We start from the raw sequence: 18,430 nt of genomic DNA on the forward strand, positions 1-18,430 counted from the left end.
GCGCCCTAAGCCGGCCGCCTGGCGGCGACCAGATAATTGACGCTTGTATCCTGATTCAAACTATAGATTTTGGTGAGCGGGTTGTAAGTCATGCCCTTCAGTGCTTGAACTTCCAGCATGGCATTGCGAATGTACTGCGCCAATTCTGATGGCGTAATGAACTTCGCATAATCATGCGTGCCCTTTGGCAGGAGTCGCAGCACATACTCGGCGCCAATCACCGCGAAGAGGTAAGACTTCGGATTACGATTGATCGTTGAGAAAAATACATGTCCGCCAGGCTTTACCAGGCTGGCACAGGCATGAACGATAGCGGCGGGATCCGGTACATGCTCAAGCATTTCCATGCATGTAACAACGTCATAGCTTCCTGGTTCGCGCGCCGCAATGTCTTCGGCCGATATTAATTCGTAGCGCACTGCCACGCCACTTTCCAGGCTGTGCAGATCGGCAACTTTTAAAGCTTTTTCGGACAAATCTATTCCGGTTACATCGGCGCCTTTTCTGGCCATAGATTCAGCCAGAATGCCGCCGCCGCAGCCAATGTCGAGAACTTTTTTGCCTGCAAGCGGAACACGCGCATGAATCCACTCCAGACGAAGGGGATTAATCTCATGCAATGGACGGAATTCACTCGTGGGATCCCACCAGCGATGGGCGAGCTCACTGAATTTCTGTAGTTCTAAAGGATCGGCATTCATGGCGCGGATGATAAGACGAAAATGCGAAGCCTGCTCGCGGTCATCGCAATAGGTATGCGAGATCGGACATAAAAAAACCCCGCCGAAGCGGGGTTGTGAGAGAAAGATCGATTACTTGTTGCGCGTTCCGACAACTTCGATTTCCACACGACGGTTCTTAGCGCGGCCGGCAGCGGTCTTGTTATCCGCGATCGGCTGGCTTTCGCCTTTACCTTCGGTGTACACACGGTTGGCTTCGATACCTTTGGATACCAGGTAAGCCTTGACAGCGTTGGCACGGCGGACCGAGAGGCGCTGGTTATAAGACTTGGTGCCGATGGAGTCAGTATGGCCGACAGCAATGATGACTTCCAGGTTGATGTCTTTCAGCTTGGAGACCAGATCGTCCAGCTTGGCTTTACCATCGCGCTTCAGAACGGCCTTGTCGAAGTCGAAGAAGGTATCAGCAGCAAAGGTAACTTTTTCGGAGGTCGGTGCTGCGGGAGCCGGGGCAGGTGCCGGAGCCGGGGCAGGTGCCGGAGCGGGCGCCGGGGCTTGTGCCTGAACCAGCGGACCATCGCAGCCAGGAGCAGCATCAGCCGGGGTCCAGTAGCCATTGCGCCAGCACAGGCCAAACGGATCACGAACAACAACGCCACGAGCGTCTTGCAGATATGCGCTGTTCGGGGTCGGAGCCTTGATGTCGGTGATTTCTTGTGCCGATGCACTAAAAGCTACGACTGCGGACGCAGCGAAGACGAGTTTTACTAATTTATTCATGTTTCTCCTCTCGGGTGAGATATCCGCAGATGAACTGCGCAACAATCGATAATTTCAAAAAAGTTGATTGACGGATAATACCATGCGGTTCAGGTCATCACACATATAAATTGGCTATATGCAATGATCTTAACTAACCTACATTTTGCCACAGGCTCCCTAGGCAAACAGGGCTTGTCAAATAGCTCAAACCACGTTTTTGATGCTTTGTCGCGTTTTAGCAACGACATGGGATTGCGCCCCTTTACCGGGAAAAACCAGCTTTCTTGAAACCGCTTGTGCATATTTTCGTGGATTTTGCTAACACTTCATTGCCTAAAATTAAACAATGTGATTTTGTCAACTTCGATGATGGAGGTAACTTGTAATGCGTATTCTGCAACATTTATAGGTGCGGTCTATGCAGGGTTTCACCGTCGGTTAGCCAGCCGGTAACGGGCGGTACGCATCTGCGCATGGTAAGATGTGAGGTTTTAAAAAATCGTCAATTCACTTCAAGTCCGCTTTTTAGAGACTTGTCTGGCAAGAGCCCACGCCCTCCATGGATCAATTCGCAAAAGAAACTATCCCCATTTCTCTTGAAGAAGAGATGCGCAAGAGCTACCTCGATTACGCGATGAGCGTCATTGTGGGTCGCGCTTTGCCCGATGTGCGCGACGGCTTGAAGCCGGTGCACAGACGCGTGTTGTATGCGATGCATGAAATGAACAATGTATGGAATCGTCCATACGTGAAATGCGCGCGCGTGGTTGGCGACACCATGGGTAAGTATCACCCGCATGGCGACGCTTCCATTTATGACACCCTGGTCCGGATGGCCCAGCCTTTCTCGCTGCGGTACATGCTGGTAGATGGGCAGGGGAATTTCGGCTCGGTTGACGGCGACGGCGCCGCGGCGATGCGCTACACCGAGTGCCGCCTGGACAAGATCGCCGGCGAGATGCTCGCCGATATCGACAAGGAAACCGTTGACTTCCAGCCGAACTACGACGGCAAGGAAAAGGAACCCACTGTCCTGCCGACACGGATTCCGAACCTGCTGATTAACGGTTCCTCCGGCATTGCGGTCGGCATGGCGACGAACATTCCGCCGCACAACATTACCGAAGTCATTGATGGGGCACTGCATGTCCTGCGCAATCCGGATGCGACGGTCGAAGAATTGATCGAATTGGTGCCAGCGCCGGATTTCCCGACTGGCGGCATCATCTACGGCATTTCCGGAGTGCGCGACGGTTATCGGACCGGACGTGGTCGCGTCGTGATGCGCGCAAAGACTCACTTCGAAGAAGTCGGCAAGGATCGCACCGCGATCATCGTCGACGAACTACCTTACCAGGTTAACAAGAAATCTCTGCTCGAGCGCATCGCTGAACTGGTGCGCGAGAAGAAGCTTGAGGGCATCTCTGATATCCGCGATGAGTCCGATAAATCGGGTATGCGGGTGATGATCGAACTCAAGCGCGGCGAGGTCGGCGAAGTTGTACTGAACAACTTGTACAAGCAAACGCAGCTGCAAGACACCTTCGGTATGAACATGGTGGCCTTGGTCGATGGCCAGCCGAAGCTGCTGAATCTGAAGCAGATGATTGAATGCTTCCTGTCGCACCGACGGGAAGTGGTCACGCGTCGTACCGTGTTCGAACTGCGCAAGGCGCGCGAACGCGGTCATCTGCTGGAAGGTCTCGCGGTGGCGCTGGCGAACATCGACGATTTCATTGCGATCATCCGCGCCGCGCCGACGCCGCCTATCGCAAAGACTGAACTGATGTCGCGTGCCTGGGATTCGTCGATGGTGCGCGAAATGCTTGCTCGCGCGGGCGAAAACAATGCCGGCGGCATCGAAGCCTTCCGTCCGGCCAGCCTGCCGCGGCATTACGGTATCCAGCCGGACGGCCTGTACAAGCTTTCCGATGACCAGGCCCAGGAAATCCTGCAGATGCGCCTGCAGCGCCTGACCGGTCTGGAGCAGGACAAGATCGTCAACGAATACCGTGAAGTGATGGAAACCATCGCCGATCTGCTCGACATCCTTGCGCGTTCCGAGCGGGTGACGGCGATCATTGCCGATGAACTGACTGCGGCACGCAATGAATACGGCGGCAATAAGGATGCACGTCGTTCGACCATCGAGCACAACGCCACCGACCTCGGCACGGAAGACCTGATCACGCCACAAGACATGGTGGTGACGCTGTCGCACTCCGGCTACATGAAGGCGCAGCCGGTTTCCGAATATCGTGCGCAAAAGCGTGGTGGACGTGGTCGCCAGGCGATGGCGACGAAAGAAGATGACTGGATCGACCAGCTCTTCATCGCCAACACTCACGATTACATCCTGTGCTTCTCGAACCGTGGCCGGATGTACTGGCTCAAGGTATGGGAAGTGCCACAGGGTTCGCGCAATTCCCGCGGCCGGCCGATTGTCAACATGTTCCCGCTGCAAGATGGCGAGAAGATTACCGTGGTGCTGCCGTTGTCCGGCGAAAACCGCAGTTTCCCCGAGGATCACTTCATCTTCATGTCGACCAGCCTGGGTACCGTGAAGAAGACCCCGCTGTCGGACTTCAGCAATCCGCGCAAGGCCGGCATCATTGCGGTCGACCTCGACGAAGGCGACTTCCTGATCGGCGCTGCGCTGACCGACGGCAAGCATGATGTGATGCTGTTCTCCGACGCCGGCAAGGCGGTGCGTTTCGATGAAAACGATGTGCGACCGATGGGACGCACTGCGCGCGGCGTGCGCGGCATGAACCTGGAGGACGGTCAGCAGGTGATCGCGTTGCTGGTCGCGGAAAACGAGCAGCAATCGGTGTTGACTGCAACCGAAAACGGTTACGGCAAGCGCACCCCCATCACTGAGTACACCCGCCATGGCCGCGGCACGAAGGGCATGATCGCGATTCAGACTTCCGAGCGCAACGGCCGAGTGGTCGCCGCGACGCTGGTCGAACCTGGCGATGAAATCATGATGATTACTACTGGCGGCGTGCTGATCCGCACCCGTGTCGCCGAAATCCGAGAAATGGGTCGTGCGACCCAGGGCGTGACCTTGATCGCGGTCGAGGACGGCACCCGTCTCTCCGGCCTGCAGCGCATCGTTGAATCGGATGTTGCCGATCTTGAGGACGAAGCAGCCGATGCAGTGGAGGCGGGCGAAGCATCGGACGCGCCGCTTGCCGATGGCGAGAACGACAATGGCGCAGCCTGATCCCGGCCGTAATGCGAAAGACGCGATGAGCGATGACAAACTGACTCCGCTGCGGGCGCGCATCGATGCGATCGATGCGCAACTCCTGGACTTGCTGAACCAGCGTGCGAAGGTTGCGCAGGAAGTTGGTCATGTGAAGGCCGAGACCAATGCGCCGATCTTCCGGCCCGAGCGTGAACTGCAGGTGCTGCGCAACGTGGCCGAGCGTAATCCCGGCCCGCTGATCGACAGCGATCTGCAGACCATCTTTCGGGAAATCATGTCGGCCTGCCGCGCGCTGGAGCGGCGCATGACGGTCGCCTACCTCGGTCCCGAAGGCACGTTCAGCGAAGCGGCGGTCTACAGCCATTTCGGCCATGCGGTGAACGGCTTGCCGTGCGCGTCCATCGACGAGGTATTCCGTGCCACCGAAGCTGGCGTGGCGGATTTTGGCGTGGTGCCGGTGGAAAACTCTACCGAAGGCGCGGTAAATCGCACGTTGGATTTGCTGCTGCAAACCACGCTGACGATCAGCGGCGAAGTGTCGCTGCCGGTGCATCACTGTTTGATGACCGCAAGCGGCAGCATGGACGGCATCCGTCGCATCTGCGCCCATCCGCAGGCGTTGGCGCAATGCCAGGGCTGGTTGAATCAGCACTATCCCGCGCTTGCACGCGACCCGGTCTCCTCGAACGGCGAGGCGGCGCGGATTGCAGCGCAGGATCATGCGGTCGCGGCAATCGCTGGCGAAATGGCCGGTGAAAAGCATGGTCTGCGCGTGGTCAACAGCCAGGTGCAGGACGATCCGCATAATCGCACGCGTTTCGGCGTGATCGGACGGCTGCGCACCGCGCCTAGCGGCCATGACCGGACCGCTCTGGTGCTGTCGGTCGCGAACAAAGCGGGCGCGGTCTACAATCTGCTCGCGCCGCTTGCCAGGAATGGCGTGTCGATGACGCGGTTTGAATCGCGTCCGGCGCGCATGGGAACCTGGGAATACTATTTCTATGTTGATGTCGAAGGTCATGCCGACGAAACGCGCATGGCCACGGCATTAACGGAATTGAAGGAAAACGCCGCTTTCTTCAAGGTGCTTGGTTCCTATCCCTGCAGTCTTTGAATCCGCTTCGTCAATCTTCTTCAGTCGCTGGAACGCTATGTCTTTCGAATTTGGACCCGCCCATGTGCGGCGCATCGCCCCTTACCAGGCCGGCCGGCCGATCTCCGAAGTCGCGCGCGAATTCGGTCTTGATGAAGCCAATATCGTCAAGCTGGCCTCGAATGAAAATCCGCTCGGCATGCCCGAATCGTCGCGCCGGGCGATCGAGGCCGCGCTCGCCGACCTGGGCCGCTATCCCGATTCCAACGGTTTCGAGCTGAAGGCGGCGATCGCGGCGAAATACGATGTGCCGATGGACTGGATTACGCTGGGCAATGGCAGCAACGACATCCTCGAGCTTGCTGCCCATGCCCTGGTGGCGCCGGGCGAATCCATCGTCTATTCCCAGTATTCGTTCGCGGTATATCCGCTGGCTACGCAGGGCGTTGGCGCGCGTGGCATCGAAGTGCCGTCGCTGAATTACGGGCATGACATCCCTGCGATGGGACGTGCGATCGAGGCGGATACGAAGCTGGTGTTCATCGCCAATCCGAACAATCCGACCGGCACCTTCGTGCCTGCGGCCGAACTCGAGGCTTTCCTCGCGCAAGTGCCGCCGCAGGTCGTGGTGGTGCTGGACGAGGCCTATAACGAATACCTGGCCGCCGAACTGCAATACGATTCGATTGCCTGGGTGCGCCGGTATCCGAATCTGCTGGTGTCGCGCACCATGTCCAAGGCATACGGCCTGGCCGGTTTGCGCGTCGGTTTCGCGATCGCGCAGCCGCAGCTGACCGATCTGCTGAACCGGGTGCGTCAGCCGTTCAATGTGAACAGCCTCGCGCAAGCCGCCGCGATCGCTGCGCTGAACGACCGGGAGTTTCTGGAGCGCAGTGCGCAGATCAATGCTGCCGGCTACCGTCAATTGACCGCGGGCTTCGATGCGCTCGGCCTGGAATACGTGCCGTCCTACGGCAATTTCGTGCTGGTCAAGGTCGGCGCCGATGACGGGGCAGGCAGCCGCGTCAATCTGGCGCTGTTAAAGCAGGGCATCATCGTGCGGCCTGTGAACGGTTACGGGCTGCCGCAATGGCTGCGTATCTCGATCGGCTTGCCGGAAGAAAATGCCGCTTTCCTCACCGCATTGAAGCAGGCGTTGGCCGCATGACGGCTACGGCGTCCGCCAAGACGATGCCGCTATTTCGCCAGGTTGCGATCTTCGGCGTCGGCCTGATCGGCGGCTCCTTTGCGCTGGCCATGAAGCGTGCCGGCGCTGCCGAGCGCATCGTGGGCGTGTCGCGCAATCCGGCAACGCTGGCGCGTGCTGTTGAGCTGGGCATAGTCGATGCCGGCGCGCCTTCCGCCGAAGAGGCGGTACGGGATGCGGACCTGGTGCTTGTCGCCGCGCCGGTGGCGCAGACCGGAGCGATCCTGTCGGCAATCCGTCCATTCCTGCGGCCGGACGCCATCGTCACCGATGCCGGCAGCACCAAGTCCGATGTGGTTGCCGCAGCGCGCACCGCACTGGGTGATCGCATCGGACAATTCATACCCGGCCATCCGATCGCCGGCCGCGAGCTGAACGGTCCGGACGCGGCGATTCCGGATTTGTACGTCGGCAAGAAAGTGGTGCTGGCGGCTTTGCCGGAAAACCGCTCGCAGGACGTGGAACGCGTTGCGGCGGCGTGGCAGCATTGCGGCGCGGTCGTGCACAGGCTCAGTCCCGAAGAGCATGACCGCATCTTTGCCGCGGTCAGCCATTTGCCGCATCTGCTGGCTTATGCGCTGGTGGACGATATCGCCGCCAAGCCGCATGCCGACCTGCTGTTCCAGTACGCCGCGAGCGGATTCCGCGATTTCACCCGGATCGCCGGTTCATCGCCGGAAATGTGGCGCGACATCACGCTTGCCAACCGGGACGCGATGCTTGCCGAACTCGATTCCTATCTGGCCCAGCTCGGCAAACTGCGCGCCATGCTGGTCGCCGCCGACGGCGCCGCGCTGGAAGCGGTGTATGCGAATGCGCAGCGCGCGCGCCATGCCTGGATCAGCGCGATCGAAGCCAGCGAAAAGCAATCCCAATCAGGCGGTGACTAATTCAGGCGGTACATCATGAAGCGCTATCCCCATTCCCTCGACCTGCAGCCTGCGATCCATGCGAAAGGCGCCGTGCGCCTGCCCGGCTCGAAGAGCATTTCCAACCGCACGCTGCTGCTGGCGGCGCTGTCCGAAGGCACGACCCACATCCACGAGCTGCTGGCTTCCGACGATACCCATGTGATGCTGATGGCGCTGCAAAAACTCGGCGTGCGCTGGGAGCAGATCGGCGAGAGCCAGGATTACATCGTGCATGGCGTCGGCGGCGTCTTTCCGACGCACCAGGCCGACCTGTTCATGGGCAATGCCGGCACTGCGATCCGTCCGCTGACCGCAGCGCTGGCCGTTACCGGCGGCGACTACACGCTGCATGGCGTGGCGCGCATGCATGAACGCCCGATCGGCGACCTGGTCGATGCGCTGAACGCAGTCGGCGCGCGCATCGAATACACCGGCGAGCCGGGTTTTCCGCCGCTGCATATCCGGCGCGGCCTGATCCGGGCACGACAGCTGAAGGTGCGCGGCAATGTGTCGAGCCAGTTCCTGACCGCGCTGTTGATGGCCGCGCCGCTGATGGCGCGCGAGGAAGCGGTCACGATCGAGGTGGTCGGCGAGCTGATTTCCAAACCCTATATCGAAATCACGCTGAACCTGATGCGCCGTTTCGGCGTGGAAGTGCGGCGCGACGGCTGGCAGGCGTTCACCGTCGAAGCCGGCCAGCGCTACACCAGCCCGGGTGCGATCCATGTGGAAGGCGATGCATCGTCGGCGTCGTATTTCCTGGCTGCGGGCGCGATCGCTGGTGGCCCGGTGCGCGTCATTGGCGTGGGTCGCGACAGCATCCAGGGCGATGTGCGCTTCGTCGATGCGCTCGAGCGGATGGGCGCGACCATCACGATGGGCGACAACTGGATCGAGGCTGTCGCCAATGCCAATGGCCCGCTGCGCGCGATCGATGCCGACTTCAACCATATTCCGGACGCGGCGATGACGATTGCGGTCGCCGCGCTGTTCGCGGATGGCACGTCGACCTTGCGCAACATCGGCAGCTGGCGCGTCAAGGAAACCGACCGCCTGGCGGCGATGGCCACCGAGCTGCGCAAGCTCGGCGCCGAAGTAGAGGAGGGTGCTGACTATCTGCGCATCACGCCGCCGGCCACGATTCTTCCTGCTGCCATCGACACCTACGATGACCACCGCATGGCAATGTGCTTTTCGCTGGCGGCGCTGACCGGCGCCGCACGCGCCGGCGCGCGCATCCGGATCAACGATCCAAAATGCGTGGCCAAGACCTTCCCCGATTACTTCGAAGCCTTCGCCTCGATCACCAAGGACGAGCTGTTCTGATGACTGCCGCCGCGATTCCCGTCATCACGATCGACGGCCCGACCGCATCTGGCAAGGGCACGGTTGCACACCGCGTTGCCGACCGCCTCGGATTCCATTACCTCGATTCCGGCGCGCTGTACCGCCTGACCGCGCTGTCCGCGCTGCGCCATGCGACGCCGATCAACGACGAGCATGCGCTTGCCAAGCTTGCCGCAGGACTGCCGTGCTCGTTCGCCGGCGAGCATGTTTATCTCGGTAAGGAGGACGTCAGCCATGCCATCCGCGCCGAGGATGTCGGTAACACTGCTTCACGCATTGCCGCGCTGCCGGCGGTGCGGCATGCGCTGGTGAAGCTGCAGCTCGGCTTCAGGAAGCCGCCGGGGCTGGTGGCCGATGGACGCGACATGGGTACCGTCATCTTTCCCAGTGCACAACTAAAGGTTTTCCTTACCGCAAGTGTGCAGGCCCGTGCGGAAAGGCGATATAAGCAATTGATTGACAAGGGCTTTGCTGCTAACATGGCCGGTCTTCTTCAGGATTTGACCGAGCGGGACGCCCGAGACGCGAACCGTGCGATTGCGCCCCTCAAACCTGCCGAAGATGCCTGCCTGCTGGATACCTCCGAAATGAATGCCGATGAGGCGGTCGAACAGGTGCTGCAGTGGTACGCAGCGGCAAGAAAAAAAGCCTGATGAAATCCGATTGGCGAAACAATTCACCAACTTGATGGTTGATTCCGCCGCCACGGTCGGCATATAGGCAGCTGTTCTCGCAGTAAAAATGGTGCCGCACGCATGCAAAGTGCGATGCGGTTGTCAGCAACTTTTCCCGGATGTCTCGCAATCCCGCGTTGCGCCGGCTAACCCTTACTAACTTTATGTCTACTGTGCAAATGTCCTCCCAGTCGGAAGCTGCTCCTCAAATGGAAAGCTTTGCAGCTCTGTTCGAGGAATCGCTGTCCCGTCAGGACATGCGTTCTGGTGAAGTGATCTCCGCTGAAGTCGTGCGCCTCGACCACAATTTCGTGATCGTCAACGCCGGCCTGAAGTCGGAAGCCTTCATCCCCATCGAAGAATTCAAGAATGACAACGGTGAAGTCGAAGTCAATGTCGGCGACTTCATCACCGTGGCCATCGAGTCGCTGGAAAACGGTTTCGGCGACACCATCCTGTCCCGCGACAAGGCCAAGCGTCTGGCTTCCTGGCTGTCGCTGGAAAAAGCCATGGAATCCGGCGAAATCGTCACCGGTACCGTCAATGGCAAGGTCAAGGGCGGCCTGACCGTTCTGACCAACGGCATTCGTGCCTTCCTGCCGGGTTCGCTGGTCGACACCCGTCCGGTCAAGGACACCACCCCGTACGAAGGCAAGACCCTGGAATTCAAGGTCATCAAGCTGGATCGCAAGCGCAACAACGTTGTGCTGTCCCGCCGCGCCGTCATCGAAGAGTCGATGGGCGAAGAGCGCGCCAAGCTGATGGAAACCCTGAAGGAAGGCACCATCGTCACCGGTATCGTCAAGAACATCACCGACTACGGCGCGTTCGTTGACCTCGGCGGCATCGACGGCCTGCTGCACATCACCGACCTGGCATGGCGTCGTGTGCGTCACCCGTCGGAAGTGCTGTCCGTCGGCCAGGAAATCACCGCCAAGGTCCTCAAGTACGACCAGGAAAAGAACCGCGTCTCGCTGGGCGTCAAGCAGCTGGGCGACGATCCTTGGACCGGTCTGTCCCGTCGCTATCCGCAAGGCACCCGTCTGTTCGGCAAGGTCACCAACCTGACCGACTACGGCGCGTTCGTGGAAGTCGAGCAGGGCATCGAAGGCCTGGTGCACGTCTCCGAAATGGATTGGACCAACAAGAACGTGGCTCCGAACAAGGTTGTCCAGCTGGGCGACGAAGTCGAAGTCATGGTCCTGGAAATCGACGAAGAGCGTCGCCGCATCAGCCTGGGCATGAAGCAGTGCAAGCCGAATCCCTGGGACGATTTCGCCATCACCCACAAGAAGGGTGATCGCGTCACCGGCGCCATCAAGTCGATCACCGACTTCGGCGTGTTCATCGGCCTGCCGGGCAACATCGACGGCCTGGTGCACCTGTCCGACCTGTCCTGGACCGAGTCCGGCGAAGAAGCCGTGCGCAAGTTCAAGAAGGGCGACGAGCTGGAAGCCGTGGTTCTGGCCATCGACGTCGAGCGCGAGCGCGTTTCTCTGGGCGTCAAGCAACTGGAAGGCGATCCGTTCAACAACTTCGTTGCGATGAACGACAAGGGCGCGCTGGTTAACGGCACGGTCAAGTCGGTCGAGCCGAAGGGCGCCGTGATCCAGCTGTCCGAGGAAGTCGAAGGCTATCTGCGTGCGTCGGAAATCTCCCGCGATCGCGTGGAAGATGCATCGACCCACGTGAAGGTTGGCGACAAGCTCGAAGCGATGGTGATCAATATCGATCGCAAATCGCGCAGCATCCAGCTCTCGATCAAGGCGAAAGACAACGCCGAGACCCAGGAAGCGATGCAGAAGATGTCGGCCGATTCCAACGCTGCTTCGGGCACCACCAGCCTGGGCGCGCTGCTCAAGGCCAAGCTCGACAACAAGGGCTGATAAAGGGGCGCTTCGTCCATGACCAAGTCGGAATTGATTGCCCGTCTGGCTGAACGGTATCCGCAGCTGGTAGCAAAGGATGCGGATTTCGTCGTCAAGATCATTCTCGATGCGATCGCCGATGCGCTGGCCGCGGGTCAGCGCATCGAGATCCGCGGCTTCGGCAGCTTTGCGGTGAACGTTCGTCCTCCGCGGACCGGACGCAACCCGAAGTCGGGCGAGAAAGTGATGGTGCCGGAAAAATGGGCGCCGCACTTCAAGCCCGGCAAGGAGCTGCGCGAGCGCGTGGATGCGATGGTCGGCCAGCCGATTAAGGAAGACTGAGTCATTGCGCACCAGAAAAAACGGCATTCTCGGATGCCGTTTTTTTTCGCGTACAATTTCGCTTTTTCGCCCGGACCAGAAGGAATCACCGGACATGAAGCTCTTGTTTCGCCTCCTCGCTGCCGTGCTGTTCGTGCTGTTCTTCGGTTTCGCCTTGAAGAATACCCAGGAAGTGGCGCTGCGCTTTTTTCTTGATTACGAGCTGCGCGGTCCGCTGGTGCTTTTGCTGCTGGGCTTTTTTGCCATCGGCGCTGTGCTCGGCGTGTTGGCGATGACACCGATGGTGTTCCGCTACCGCCGCGAACTCGGCAAGCACAAGCATGCGATCGTCGTCCTGCAAAAAAATGGGGCGACACCTGACCGAGGCAACGCGTCGCCACCTGCGGATGCTTACTGAGCGTCTCGGCCTGAATGCACAGTCGGCAGGCATCGGCAACGCAGCAATCACAACAACATGCGGCAAACGCCGCCTAAAGAACAAGCGAACACGCTATACATCCGCATGGAATTCGAAACCTGGTGGCTGCTGGGCATACCCATTTTCTTCGCTCTTGGCTGGATCGCAGCGCGCGTCGACATCCGCGAACTGGTGTCCGAATCGCGCACCCTGCCGACCGGCTATTTCAAGGGCTTGAATTTTTTGCTGCAGGAGCAGCCGGACAAGGCCATCGATGCATTCATCGAAATCGTCAAGCTCGACCCTGAAACCGTGGAGCTGCACTATGCGCTAGGCAACCTGTTCCGCCGACGCGGTGAAATCGAACGGGCGATCCGGGTGCACCAAAACCTCCTCGCCCGACCGGACCTGCCCGCCGAGGACGGGATACAGGCGCTGTACGAACTCGGCCAGGATTACCTGAAGGCCGGCCTGCTGGATCGCGCCGAGGAATCCTTCAACAAGCTCATCGACACGCCGTATGCGGCGCAGGCACGGCGCGCGCTGCTGGAAATCTATCAGCGCGAAAAGGAATGGAAGCGCGCCATTGAAGCGGCGCAGGCTTTGCAGGAGGCCGGTGCCGGCGGCCGGCAAAAGGAAATCGCGCAGTTCTACTGCGAGCTGGCCCAGGATGAGCTGGTGCATACCCATCCCGAGGCTGCGCTTGCCATGCTTGAACACGCGCTGGCGGCAGACCGCAAGAACGTGCGCGCCACGATGCTGATCGGCGATGTGCATCTCGCGCGCGGCGATACCGAAGCGGCACTCCTGGCGTGGCGCCGGGTAGAGCAGCAAAGCGTGCCGCATGTGGCCCTGGTCGCGCAGCGGCTGATGGATGGCTATCGCGCCGTCGGTCGACCGCAGGAAGGCGTGAATCTGCTCAAGGCTTATCTGGCCGAGGCATCGTCCATCGATCTGCTCGAAGTCGTCTTCAAGGCAGTGCTGGAACTGGATGGCGTCGAAGCGGCGAACCAGGTGGTGATCAATGAACTGCGGCGCACCCCGACGCTGCTCGGCCTGGACAAGATGCTCGAGGCGCGCATGCTGGTCGTCGCGCCGGAATATCAATCCGAACTGGCCATGGTGCGCGATCTAGTGCACGGCTATGCGCAGAAGCTGGCGCGCTACCAGTGCAGCCATTGCGGCTTCAAGGCGCGCCAGTTCTACTGGCAATGCCCCGGCTGCAGCCATTGGGAGACCTATCCGCCGCGGCGCACCGAAGAACTGAATGTCATGACATGAACGCGCGAAGACACTATCCATGAGCATCCATCAAATTTCCCCAGCCACGCGCGACGCCGCGCCGACCGCACTTCCAGCCACGCGCGTGTTGATCGTCGGCGACATCATGCTGGACCGCTACTGGTTCGGCGACGTCAACCGCATCTCTCCGGAGGCGCCTGTACCGGTGGTACGCGTCGAGCGGCGTGAGGAAAGGCTGGGCGGCGCCGCCAACGTGGCGCGTAACGCCGCCGCGCTGGGTGCGAAGACAGGCCTGCTCGGTGTGGTTGGCGCCGATGAAGCGGGCTCCACCGTCGAAGACATGCTTGGCGACATCGGCGTGGCAAGCTTTCTGAGCCGTGATCCGGACATCTCCACGATCATCAAGCTGCGGGTTATCGGCCGGCAGCAGCAACTGCTGCGCATCGATTTCGAAGAGGCACCCAGCGATACCGTGTTGCGCGACAAGCTGACCCGCTTCAATGCGCTGCTGCCTGATTACGACCTGGTGGTGTTGTCCGATTATGCGAAGGGCGCGCTGGTGAACGTACGCGACATGATCACTGCCGCGCGCACGCTCGGAAAACGGGTACTGGTCGATCCCAAGGGCGATGATTTCTCCCAGTATGCCGGCGCGTCGATCCTGACGCCGAACCGGGCGGAGCTGCGGCACATCGTCGGCAATTGGAAAAGTGAAGCGGAACTCAGCGAAAAGGCGCAGCGCCTGCGCAATGCGTTGGCGCTGGAAGCGCTGCTGGTTACGCGTTCCGAGGAAGGCATGACGCTGTACACCGCAGATGCGGTCGAACACTTTCCGGCGATGGCGCGCGAAGTCTATGACGTCTCCGGCGCCGGCGACACCGTCATCGCCACTCTGGCGACGATGCTCGGCGCCGGGCGGCCGCTGAGCGAAGCGGTGCACACGGCAAACCGCGCCGGCGGCATCGTGGTCGGCAAGCTCGGCACGGCCACGGTGACCCGCGAGGAGCTCTTCGGCTGAACATGCGCCGATGAAGATTGAAGATGCCGAATGTCAACCGTATTCGGCATCAGCCGTTTATGCGCGCAGGCATGGATCATGCCGGTTTCACGCATCGAATGGCTATCAACCCTTCAATCGGAGAAAAACATGATCAAAAAAGTCTTGCTTGCCGCATCTTTCTGCCTTGCCGCCGTCTTTGCTCACGCTGCTGACGTCGAAATCAACAAGGCTGATCAGGCGGCGCTGGATGGCGTAAAAGGCATCGGTCCCTCGCTCTCCAGCAGCATTCTGGAGGAGCGCAAGAAAGGCGATTTCAAGGACTGGGGCGATTTTGAAAAGCGGGTCAAGGGCGTCAAGGAGAAAAAGGCGATGCGCCTGTCTGACGCCGGATTGCGGATCAACGGCCAGCCGCTGCAGGCCAGCGCTGCTACCCAGGCCGCGGCAGGCAAGTCGGCGAAAAAGGACGAAGCCAAGAAGTAAGTTGCAGTCGAATCACCAAGCCCCGCCCATGCGGGGCTTTTTTCTGCTGCTGCGACTACCGCACCATGGCCGCTGCTGTACGCACCGCCATACGCACATTGTTGACTGCGATTAGAATGCCTGATTTACCTCTCTGAAGCTGATCGGCCATGGCATACAAGACTATTGAAGACACAGTCGGCAACACGCCACTGGTGCAACTCAAACGCATACCCGGCGACGATGCCGCGCGGCGCAACAACGTCATCCTCGGCAAGCTCGAGGGTAACAACCCCGCCGGGTCGGTGAAGGATAGACCAGCGCTGGCGATGATCAAGGGCGCGGAAGAGCGCGGCGATATCAAGCCTGGCGATACGCTAATCGAAGCTACCAGCGGCAATACCGGCATCGCACTGGCAATGGCCGCATCCATGCGCGGCTACAAGATGGTGCTGATCATGCCCGAGAACCTGAGCCTGGAGCGGCGCCAGAGCATGGCTGCCTACGGTGCGCAGATCATCCTGACACCGAAGACCGGCGGCATGGAATATGCGCGCGACCTGGCCGACAAGATGCAGCGCGAAGGTCAGGGCATCATCCTTGATCAATTTGGCAATCCTGATAATCCACGCTCGCATTACGAGAGCACCGGCCCAGAAATCTGGCGCGATACCGAAGGCAGAATCACCCACTTCGTCAGCGCCATGGGCACCACCGGCACAATCATGGGCGTGTCGCACTACCTGAAGGAACAGAATCCCGGAGTGCGCATCATCGGCGCACAGCCGGAAGAAGGTTCGCAGATTCCGGGCATACGCAAGTGGCCAGAAGCCTATCTGCCGAAAATCTTCGATCGCTCGCGCGTGGATCAGGTGGAAAACGTGAGCCAGGCGGCCGCGGAACACATGGCGCGGCGAATGGCGGTGGAAGAGGGAATCTTTTGCGGGATTTCTGCGGCCGGTGCCTGTGAAGTGGCCTTGCGTATTTCACAGACTGTCGAGAATGCCACGATCGTTTTTATCGTTTGCGATCGTGGCGACCGGTATCTGTCGACCGGGGTGTTCCCGGCCTGAGAGTCTTACTCCTGATCGTCGTCCATGGCGTCAGCGGCTTGCAGTGCATCGCCCTTGGGCTTGAATTGCTTGTCGCTAATGCGGAATTTTTCGCGCCGGTCGCCCATCAGTACGCGCAGTTCCTTGATGCTCAAATCGCTGACTTCATGCATACGGATCAGCAGCGAAGCGCCGACTGGCAGACGACGATGACGAATCTTGCTGATGACAGGCGGCGCCACTTCCAGGGCGCGCGACAGTGCGGCATCGTTCTTCAGGTTTAACTTTTCGATCAGGGAATCGAGCAGGTTGTTCGGGTCGTAATGGATCTGGTCAGCCAGGCGATTGCTGGGATTGGACTCGTTCGAGTTTGTCATTTCAGTGAATTCCTTATTGCAAGTTCGAGGCCGGGAAGCTTTCACCGTGCCGCAATGTCACATCATGCGAGGCGCTGCTCCGAAGAAGGCCATGCATTAGTGCAAAATTTTTTCGATATAGTAGCTTTTGGACAGCACCAGCGGGAAAAAATTTCGCATCAGAAACAAATTTTTACCAGCAAATTCTCATGCTTGGCCATTGCCTGTTGCTTAACAGTCGCTCGATTGATGATGGCCGCACACTGTTTTCTTTATCGGCTTCCCTGCTGCCAAGGCGTCAACCACCCGATTCGGCAAACAAACGTCTCCAACCGTCCTCTCCAAGTTCGCGCAGGGTCGCGATGTTCCTTTTGTAAATCGACTTTGCGTCAGGAAATGCGGCTACAGCCTTCTCGATGCTGGCTTCGCGCAGCAAATGGAGCATCGGATAGGGCGCGCGGTTCGTATAGTTTTCGATATCTTCGGGTTTCGTATCGGCGAACTGATAGTGGGGATGGAAGCTCGCTACCTGAATTTCCCCTTCCAGATCCAGTCCAGCGACGATTTCATCAGCAGTATCGAGAAATTCGTTGTAGTCGAAGAAGTCGGTCAGCACCCATGGATGAATCAGCAGCGTCGTGTCGGTTTGGGAAGGATCGCAGGCATGCAGGAGTTTCAATTCGCGCATCAGTTCCTCGCCCAGCTGTTTCGGCTCCTGCGCTTCGCTGACGACATAGCGAATTTGCCCCTTCGTGTGTACAGCCTTGGCAAAAGGACAGAGATTCAAGCCTATTACCGCGCGTTCCAGCCAAGTCTTAACGTTGTCGATGATCTGTTCTTGCATAGCGATGCCAAAGAAGAGTAGAGAGCGAACAAAAAGCACGGTTTCGACCGGGCGATCGGCTATGCTTGCGCTCCCCCGAAATTCCAGAAAACGAGATTATGGCGCTGAAATCAACGATATATAAGGCGGAAGTACAAATTGCGGATATGGACAGGCCTTATTACGGCGATCATGCCCTTACCCTGGCGCGCCATCCGTCCGAAACCGAAGAACGCCTGATGATGCGGCTGCTGGCTTTCATCCGGCATGCCGATGCCGCGCTGCAATTCGGCAAGGGCTTGTCCGATGCCGACGAGCCGGACCTGTGGCAGAAGGACCTGACCGGCGCCATCCAACTCTGGATCGAAGTTGGCAACCCCGATGAGCGCCGCATACTGCGTGCCTGCGGCCGGTCGGCTGAAGTCGTCGTGTACAGCTACGGCAGCGTCAGCCCCACCTGGTGGAGCGGAATCGGTGCCCGGGTGCAGAAAGCCGAGAATTTGCGGGTTTATACCATCGCGCCTGAAACCAGCGCCGCGCTGGCCGAACTTGCGCAGCGCGGCATGCAAATTCAATGTACCGTGCAGGACGGTGACCTCTGGATCAGCAGCGGCGAGCAAACAGTGCCGGTGCAATTCCAGCCCCTCAAATCCGAATAAGTCTTCACGTTGGCATGTGCCGGACGCTGCAAGTGAACCGGCACAACGTCGCCTATCCGGCATGACGCCATTCAGTCCCTGCTAGCACTTTCCCTTTCGATAGCCGACCCGGCTGCCTCCTTCCCTTAGCGAAACAGCTTTGCTGCACAACGCGGCAATGCAACGCATTCGTGCATGTCATATCGACTTGCATGTCATTCCATGCCCATCAAAGGTTACGTCGCGGAAAATTTCGTGAAAACAAGCTTCGTAAAAACATAGATAGATTGCAACATGATTTGCGATAAATCATGTCGATTCGATTTACATATTTAATATTTGCAACTTATTTTACTCTGTAAATC

18 protein-coding genes are annotated in these 18,430 nt (G+C 59.2%); 14 read left to right on the forward strand and 4 right to left on the reverse strand.

Going from position 1 to position 18,430, the window contains the following annotated elements; all coding sequences use genetic code 11:
* Nucleotides 1-5: 5 nt before the first annotated feature.
* Both ubiG and ompA read right to left on the reverse strand, forming a co-directional pair.
* Nucleotides 6-701, reverse strand: coding sequence for a bifunctional 2-polyprenyl-6-hydroxyphenol methylase/3-demethylubiquinol 3-O-methyltransferase UbiG (gene ubiG / locus JJB74_RS25980; protein WP_200597008.1), 696 nt, complete (start codon nt 699-701; stop codon nt 6-8).
* 111 nt (nt 702-812) lie between these two features.
* On the reverse strand, nt 813-1,460 hold the full coding sequence (gene ompA / locus JJB74_RS25985) for an outer membrane protein OmpA (protein WP_200597010.1): 648 nt from the start codon (nt 1,458-1,460) through the stop codon (nt 813-815).
* A 541-nt stretch (nt 1,461-2,001) separates the two neighbouring features.
* Here ompA and gyrA point away from each other — a divergent pair.
* From gyrA to cysM, 13 genes are all read left to right on the forward strand, one after another.
* Nucleotides 2,002-4,671: a DNA gyrase subunit A gene (gene gyrA, locus JJB74_RS25990; protein WP_200597011.1), complete on the forward strand. Its 2,670-nt coding sequence runs from the start codon at nt 2,002-2,004 to the stop codon at nt 4,669-4,671.
* A gap of 25 nt (nt 4,672-4,696) precedes the next feature.
* Nucleotides 4,697-5,770, forward strand: a complete 1,074-nt coding sequence (pheA, locus tag JJB74_RS25995) for a prephenate dehydratase (RefSeq protein WP_200597013.1) — start codon at nt 4,697-4,699, stop codon at nt 5,768-5,770.
* 37 nt (nt 5,771-5,807) lie between these two features.
* Entirely contained in the window at nt 5,808-6,917 is a 1,110-nt protein-coding gene (gene hisC / locus JJB74_RS26000) for a histidinol-phosphate transaminase (RefSeq protein ID WP_200597014.1), read from the forward strand.
* A complete protein-coding gene (locus JJB74_RS26005) occupies nt 6,914-7,846 on the forward strand; it encodes a prephenate dehydrogenase (protein WP_234484865.1) in 933 nt (310 codons plus the stop codon). Before hisC ends, JJB74_RS26005 begins: the two co-directional genes overlap by 4 nt.
* 15 nt (nt 7,847-7,861) lie before the next feature.
* Nucleotides 7,862-9,193: a 3-phosphoshikimate 1-carboxyvinyltransferase gene (aroA, locus tag JJB74_RS26010; protein WP_200597016.1), complete on the forward strand. Its 1,332-nt coding sequence runs from the start codon at nt 7,862-7,864 to the stop codon at nt 9,191-9,193.
* The gene (gene cmk / locus JJB74_RS26015; RefSeq protein WP_200597017.1) at nt 9,193-9,867 is read left to right on the forward strand and encodes a (d)CMP kinase; all 675 of its coding nucleotides are present in this window, start codon (nt 9,193-9,195) and stop codon (nt 9,865-9,867) included. The genes aroA and cmk overlap by 1 nt, the downstream gene beginning before the upstream one ends.
* A 200-nt stretch (nt 9,868-10,067) precedes the next feature.
* The gene (gene rpsA / locus JJB74_RS26020) at nt 10,068-11,774 is read left to right on the forward strand and encodes a 30S ribosomal protein S1 (protein ID WP_200597019.1); all 1,707 of its coding nucleotides are present in this window, start codon (nt 10,068-10,070) and stop codon (nt 11,772-11,774) included.
* A gap of 18 nt (nt 11,775-11,792) precedes the next feature.
* Nucleotides 11,793-12,098, forward strand: a complete 306-nt coding sequence (locus JJB74_RS26025; RefSeq protein ID WP_200597021.1) for an integration host factor subunit beta — start codon at nt 11,793-11,795, stop codon at nt 12,096-12,098.
* Between the two features lie 4 nt (nt 12,099-12,102).
* Nucleotides 12,103-12,495, forward strand: coding sequence for a LapA family protein (locus tag JJB74_RS26030; protein ID WP_407672427.1), 393 nt, complete (start codon nt 12,103-12,105; stop codon nt 12,493-12,495).
* A 105-nt stretch (nt 12,496-12,600) separates the two neighbouring features.
* Complete coding sequence (gene lapB, locus JJB74_RS26035) at nt 12,601-13,776, forward strand: lipopolysaccharide assembly protein LapB (RefSeq protein WP_200597025.1); 1,176 nt, start codon at nt 12,601-12,603, stop codon at nt 13,774-13,776.
* A 19-nt stretch (nt 13,777-13,795) separates the two neighbouring features.
* Nucleotides 13,796-14,755, forward strand: coding sequence for a D-glycero-beta-D-manno-heptose-7-phosphate kinase (gene rfaE1 / locus JJB74_RS26040; RefSeq protein ID WP_200597027.1), 960 nt, complete (start codon nt 13,796-13,798; stop codon nt 14,753-14,755).
* Nucleotides 14,756-14,785: 30 nt separating this feature from the next.
* On the forward strand, nt 14,786-15,217 hold the full coding sequence (locus JJB74_RS26045; RefSeq protein ID WP_234484867.1) for a ComEA family DNA-binding protein: 432 nt from the start codon (nt 14,786-14,788) through the stop codon (nt 15,215-15,217).
* Nucleotides 15,218-15,366: 149 nt separating this feature from the next.
* A complete protein-coding gene (gene cysM / locus JJB74_RS26050; RefSeq protein ID WP_200597029.1) occupies nt 15,367-16,269 on the forward strand; it encodes a cysteine synthase CysM in 903 nt (300 codons plus the stop codon).
* Nucleotides 16,270-16,274: 5 nt separating this feature from the next.
* On the opposite strand, the gene JJB74_RS26055 is transcribed toward cysM, so the two are convergent.
* On the reverse strand, nt 16,275-16,625 hold the full coding sequence (locus JJB74_RS26055; RefSeq protein ID WP_200597031.1) for a hypothetical protein: 351 nt from the start codon (nt 16,623-16,625) through the stop codon (nt 16,275-16,277).
* 277 nt (nt 16,626-16,902) lie between these two features.
* Nucleotides 16,903-17,448 (reverse strand): DUF1415 domain-containing protein, encoded by a 546-nt coding sequence (locus JJB74_RS26060; RefSeq protein WP_200597032.1) that lies wholly within the window; start codon nt 17,446-17,448, stop codon nt 16,903-16,905.
* Between the two features lie 98 nt (nt 17,449-17,546).
* Between JJB74_RS26060 and JJB74_RS26065 the strand changes: the two genes are divergently transcribed.
* Nucleotides 17,547-18,086 carry a YaeQ family protein gene (locus JJB74_RS26065; protein ID WP_200597033.1) on the forward strand — a complete coding sequence of 180 codons (540 nt, stop codon included), beginning with the start codon at nt 17,547-17,549 and terminating at the stop codon, nt 18,084-18,086.
* The last annotated feature ends 344 nt before the right edge of the window (nt 18,087-18,430 follow it).

The sequence above is a fragment of the Noviherbaspirillum pedocola genome (assembly GCF_016632335.1).
Classification (GTDB): Bacteria; Pseudomonadota; Gammaproteobacteria; order Burkholderiales; family Burkholderiaceae_D; genus Noviherbaspirillum_A; species Noviherbaspirillum_A pedocola.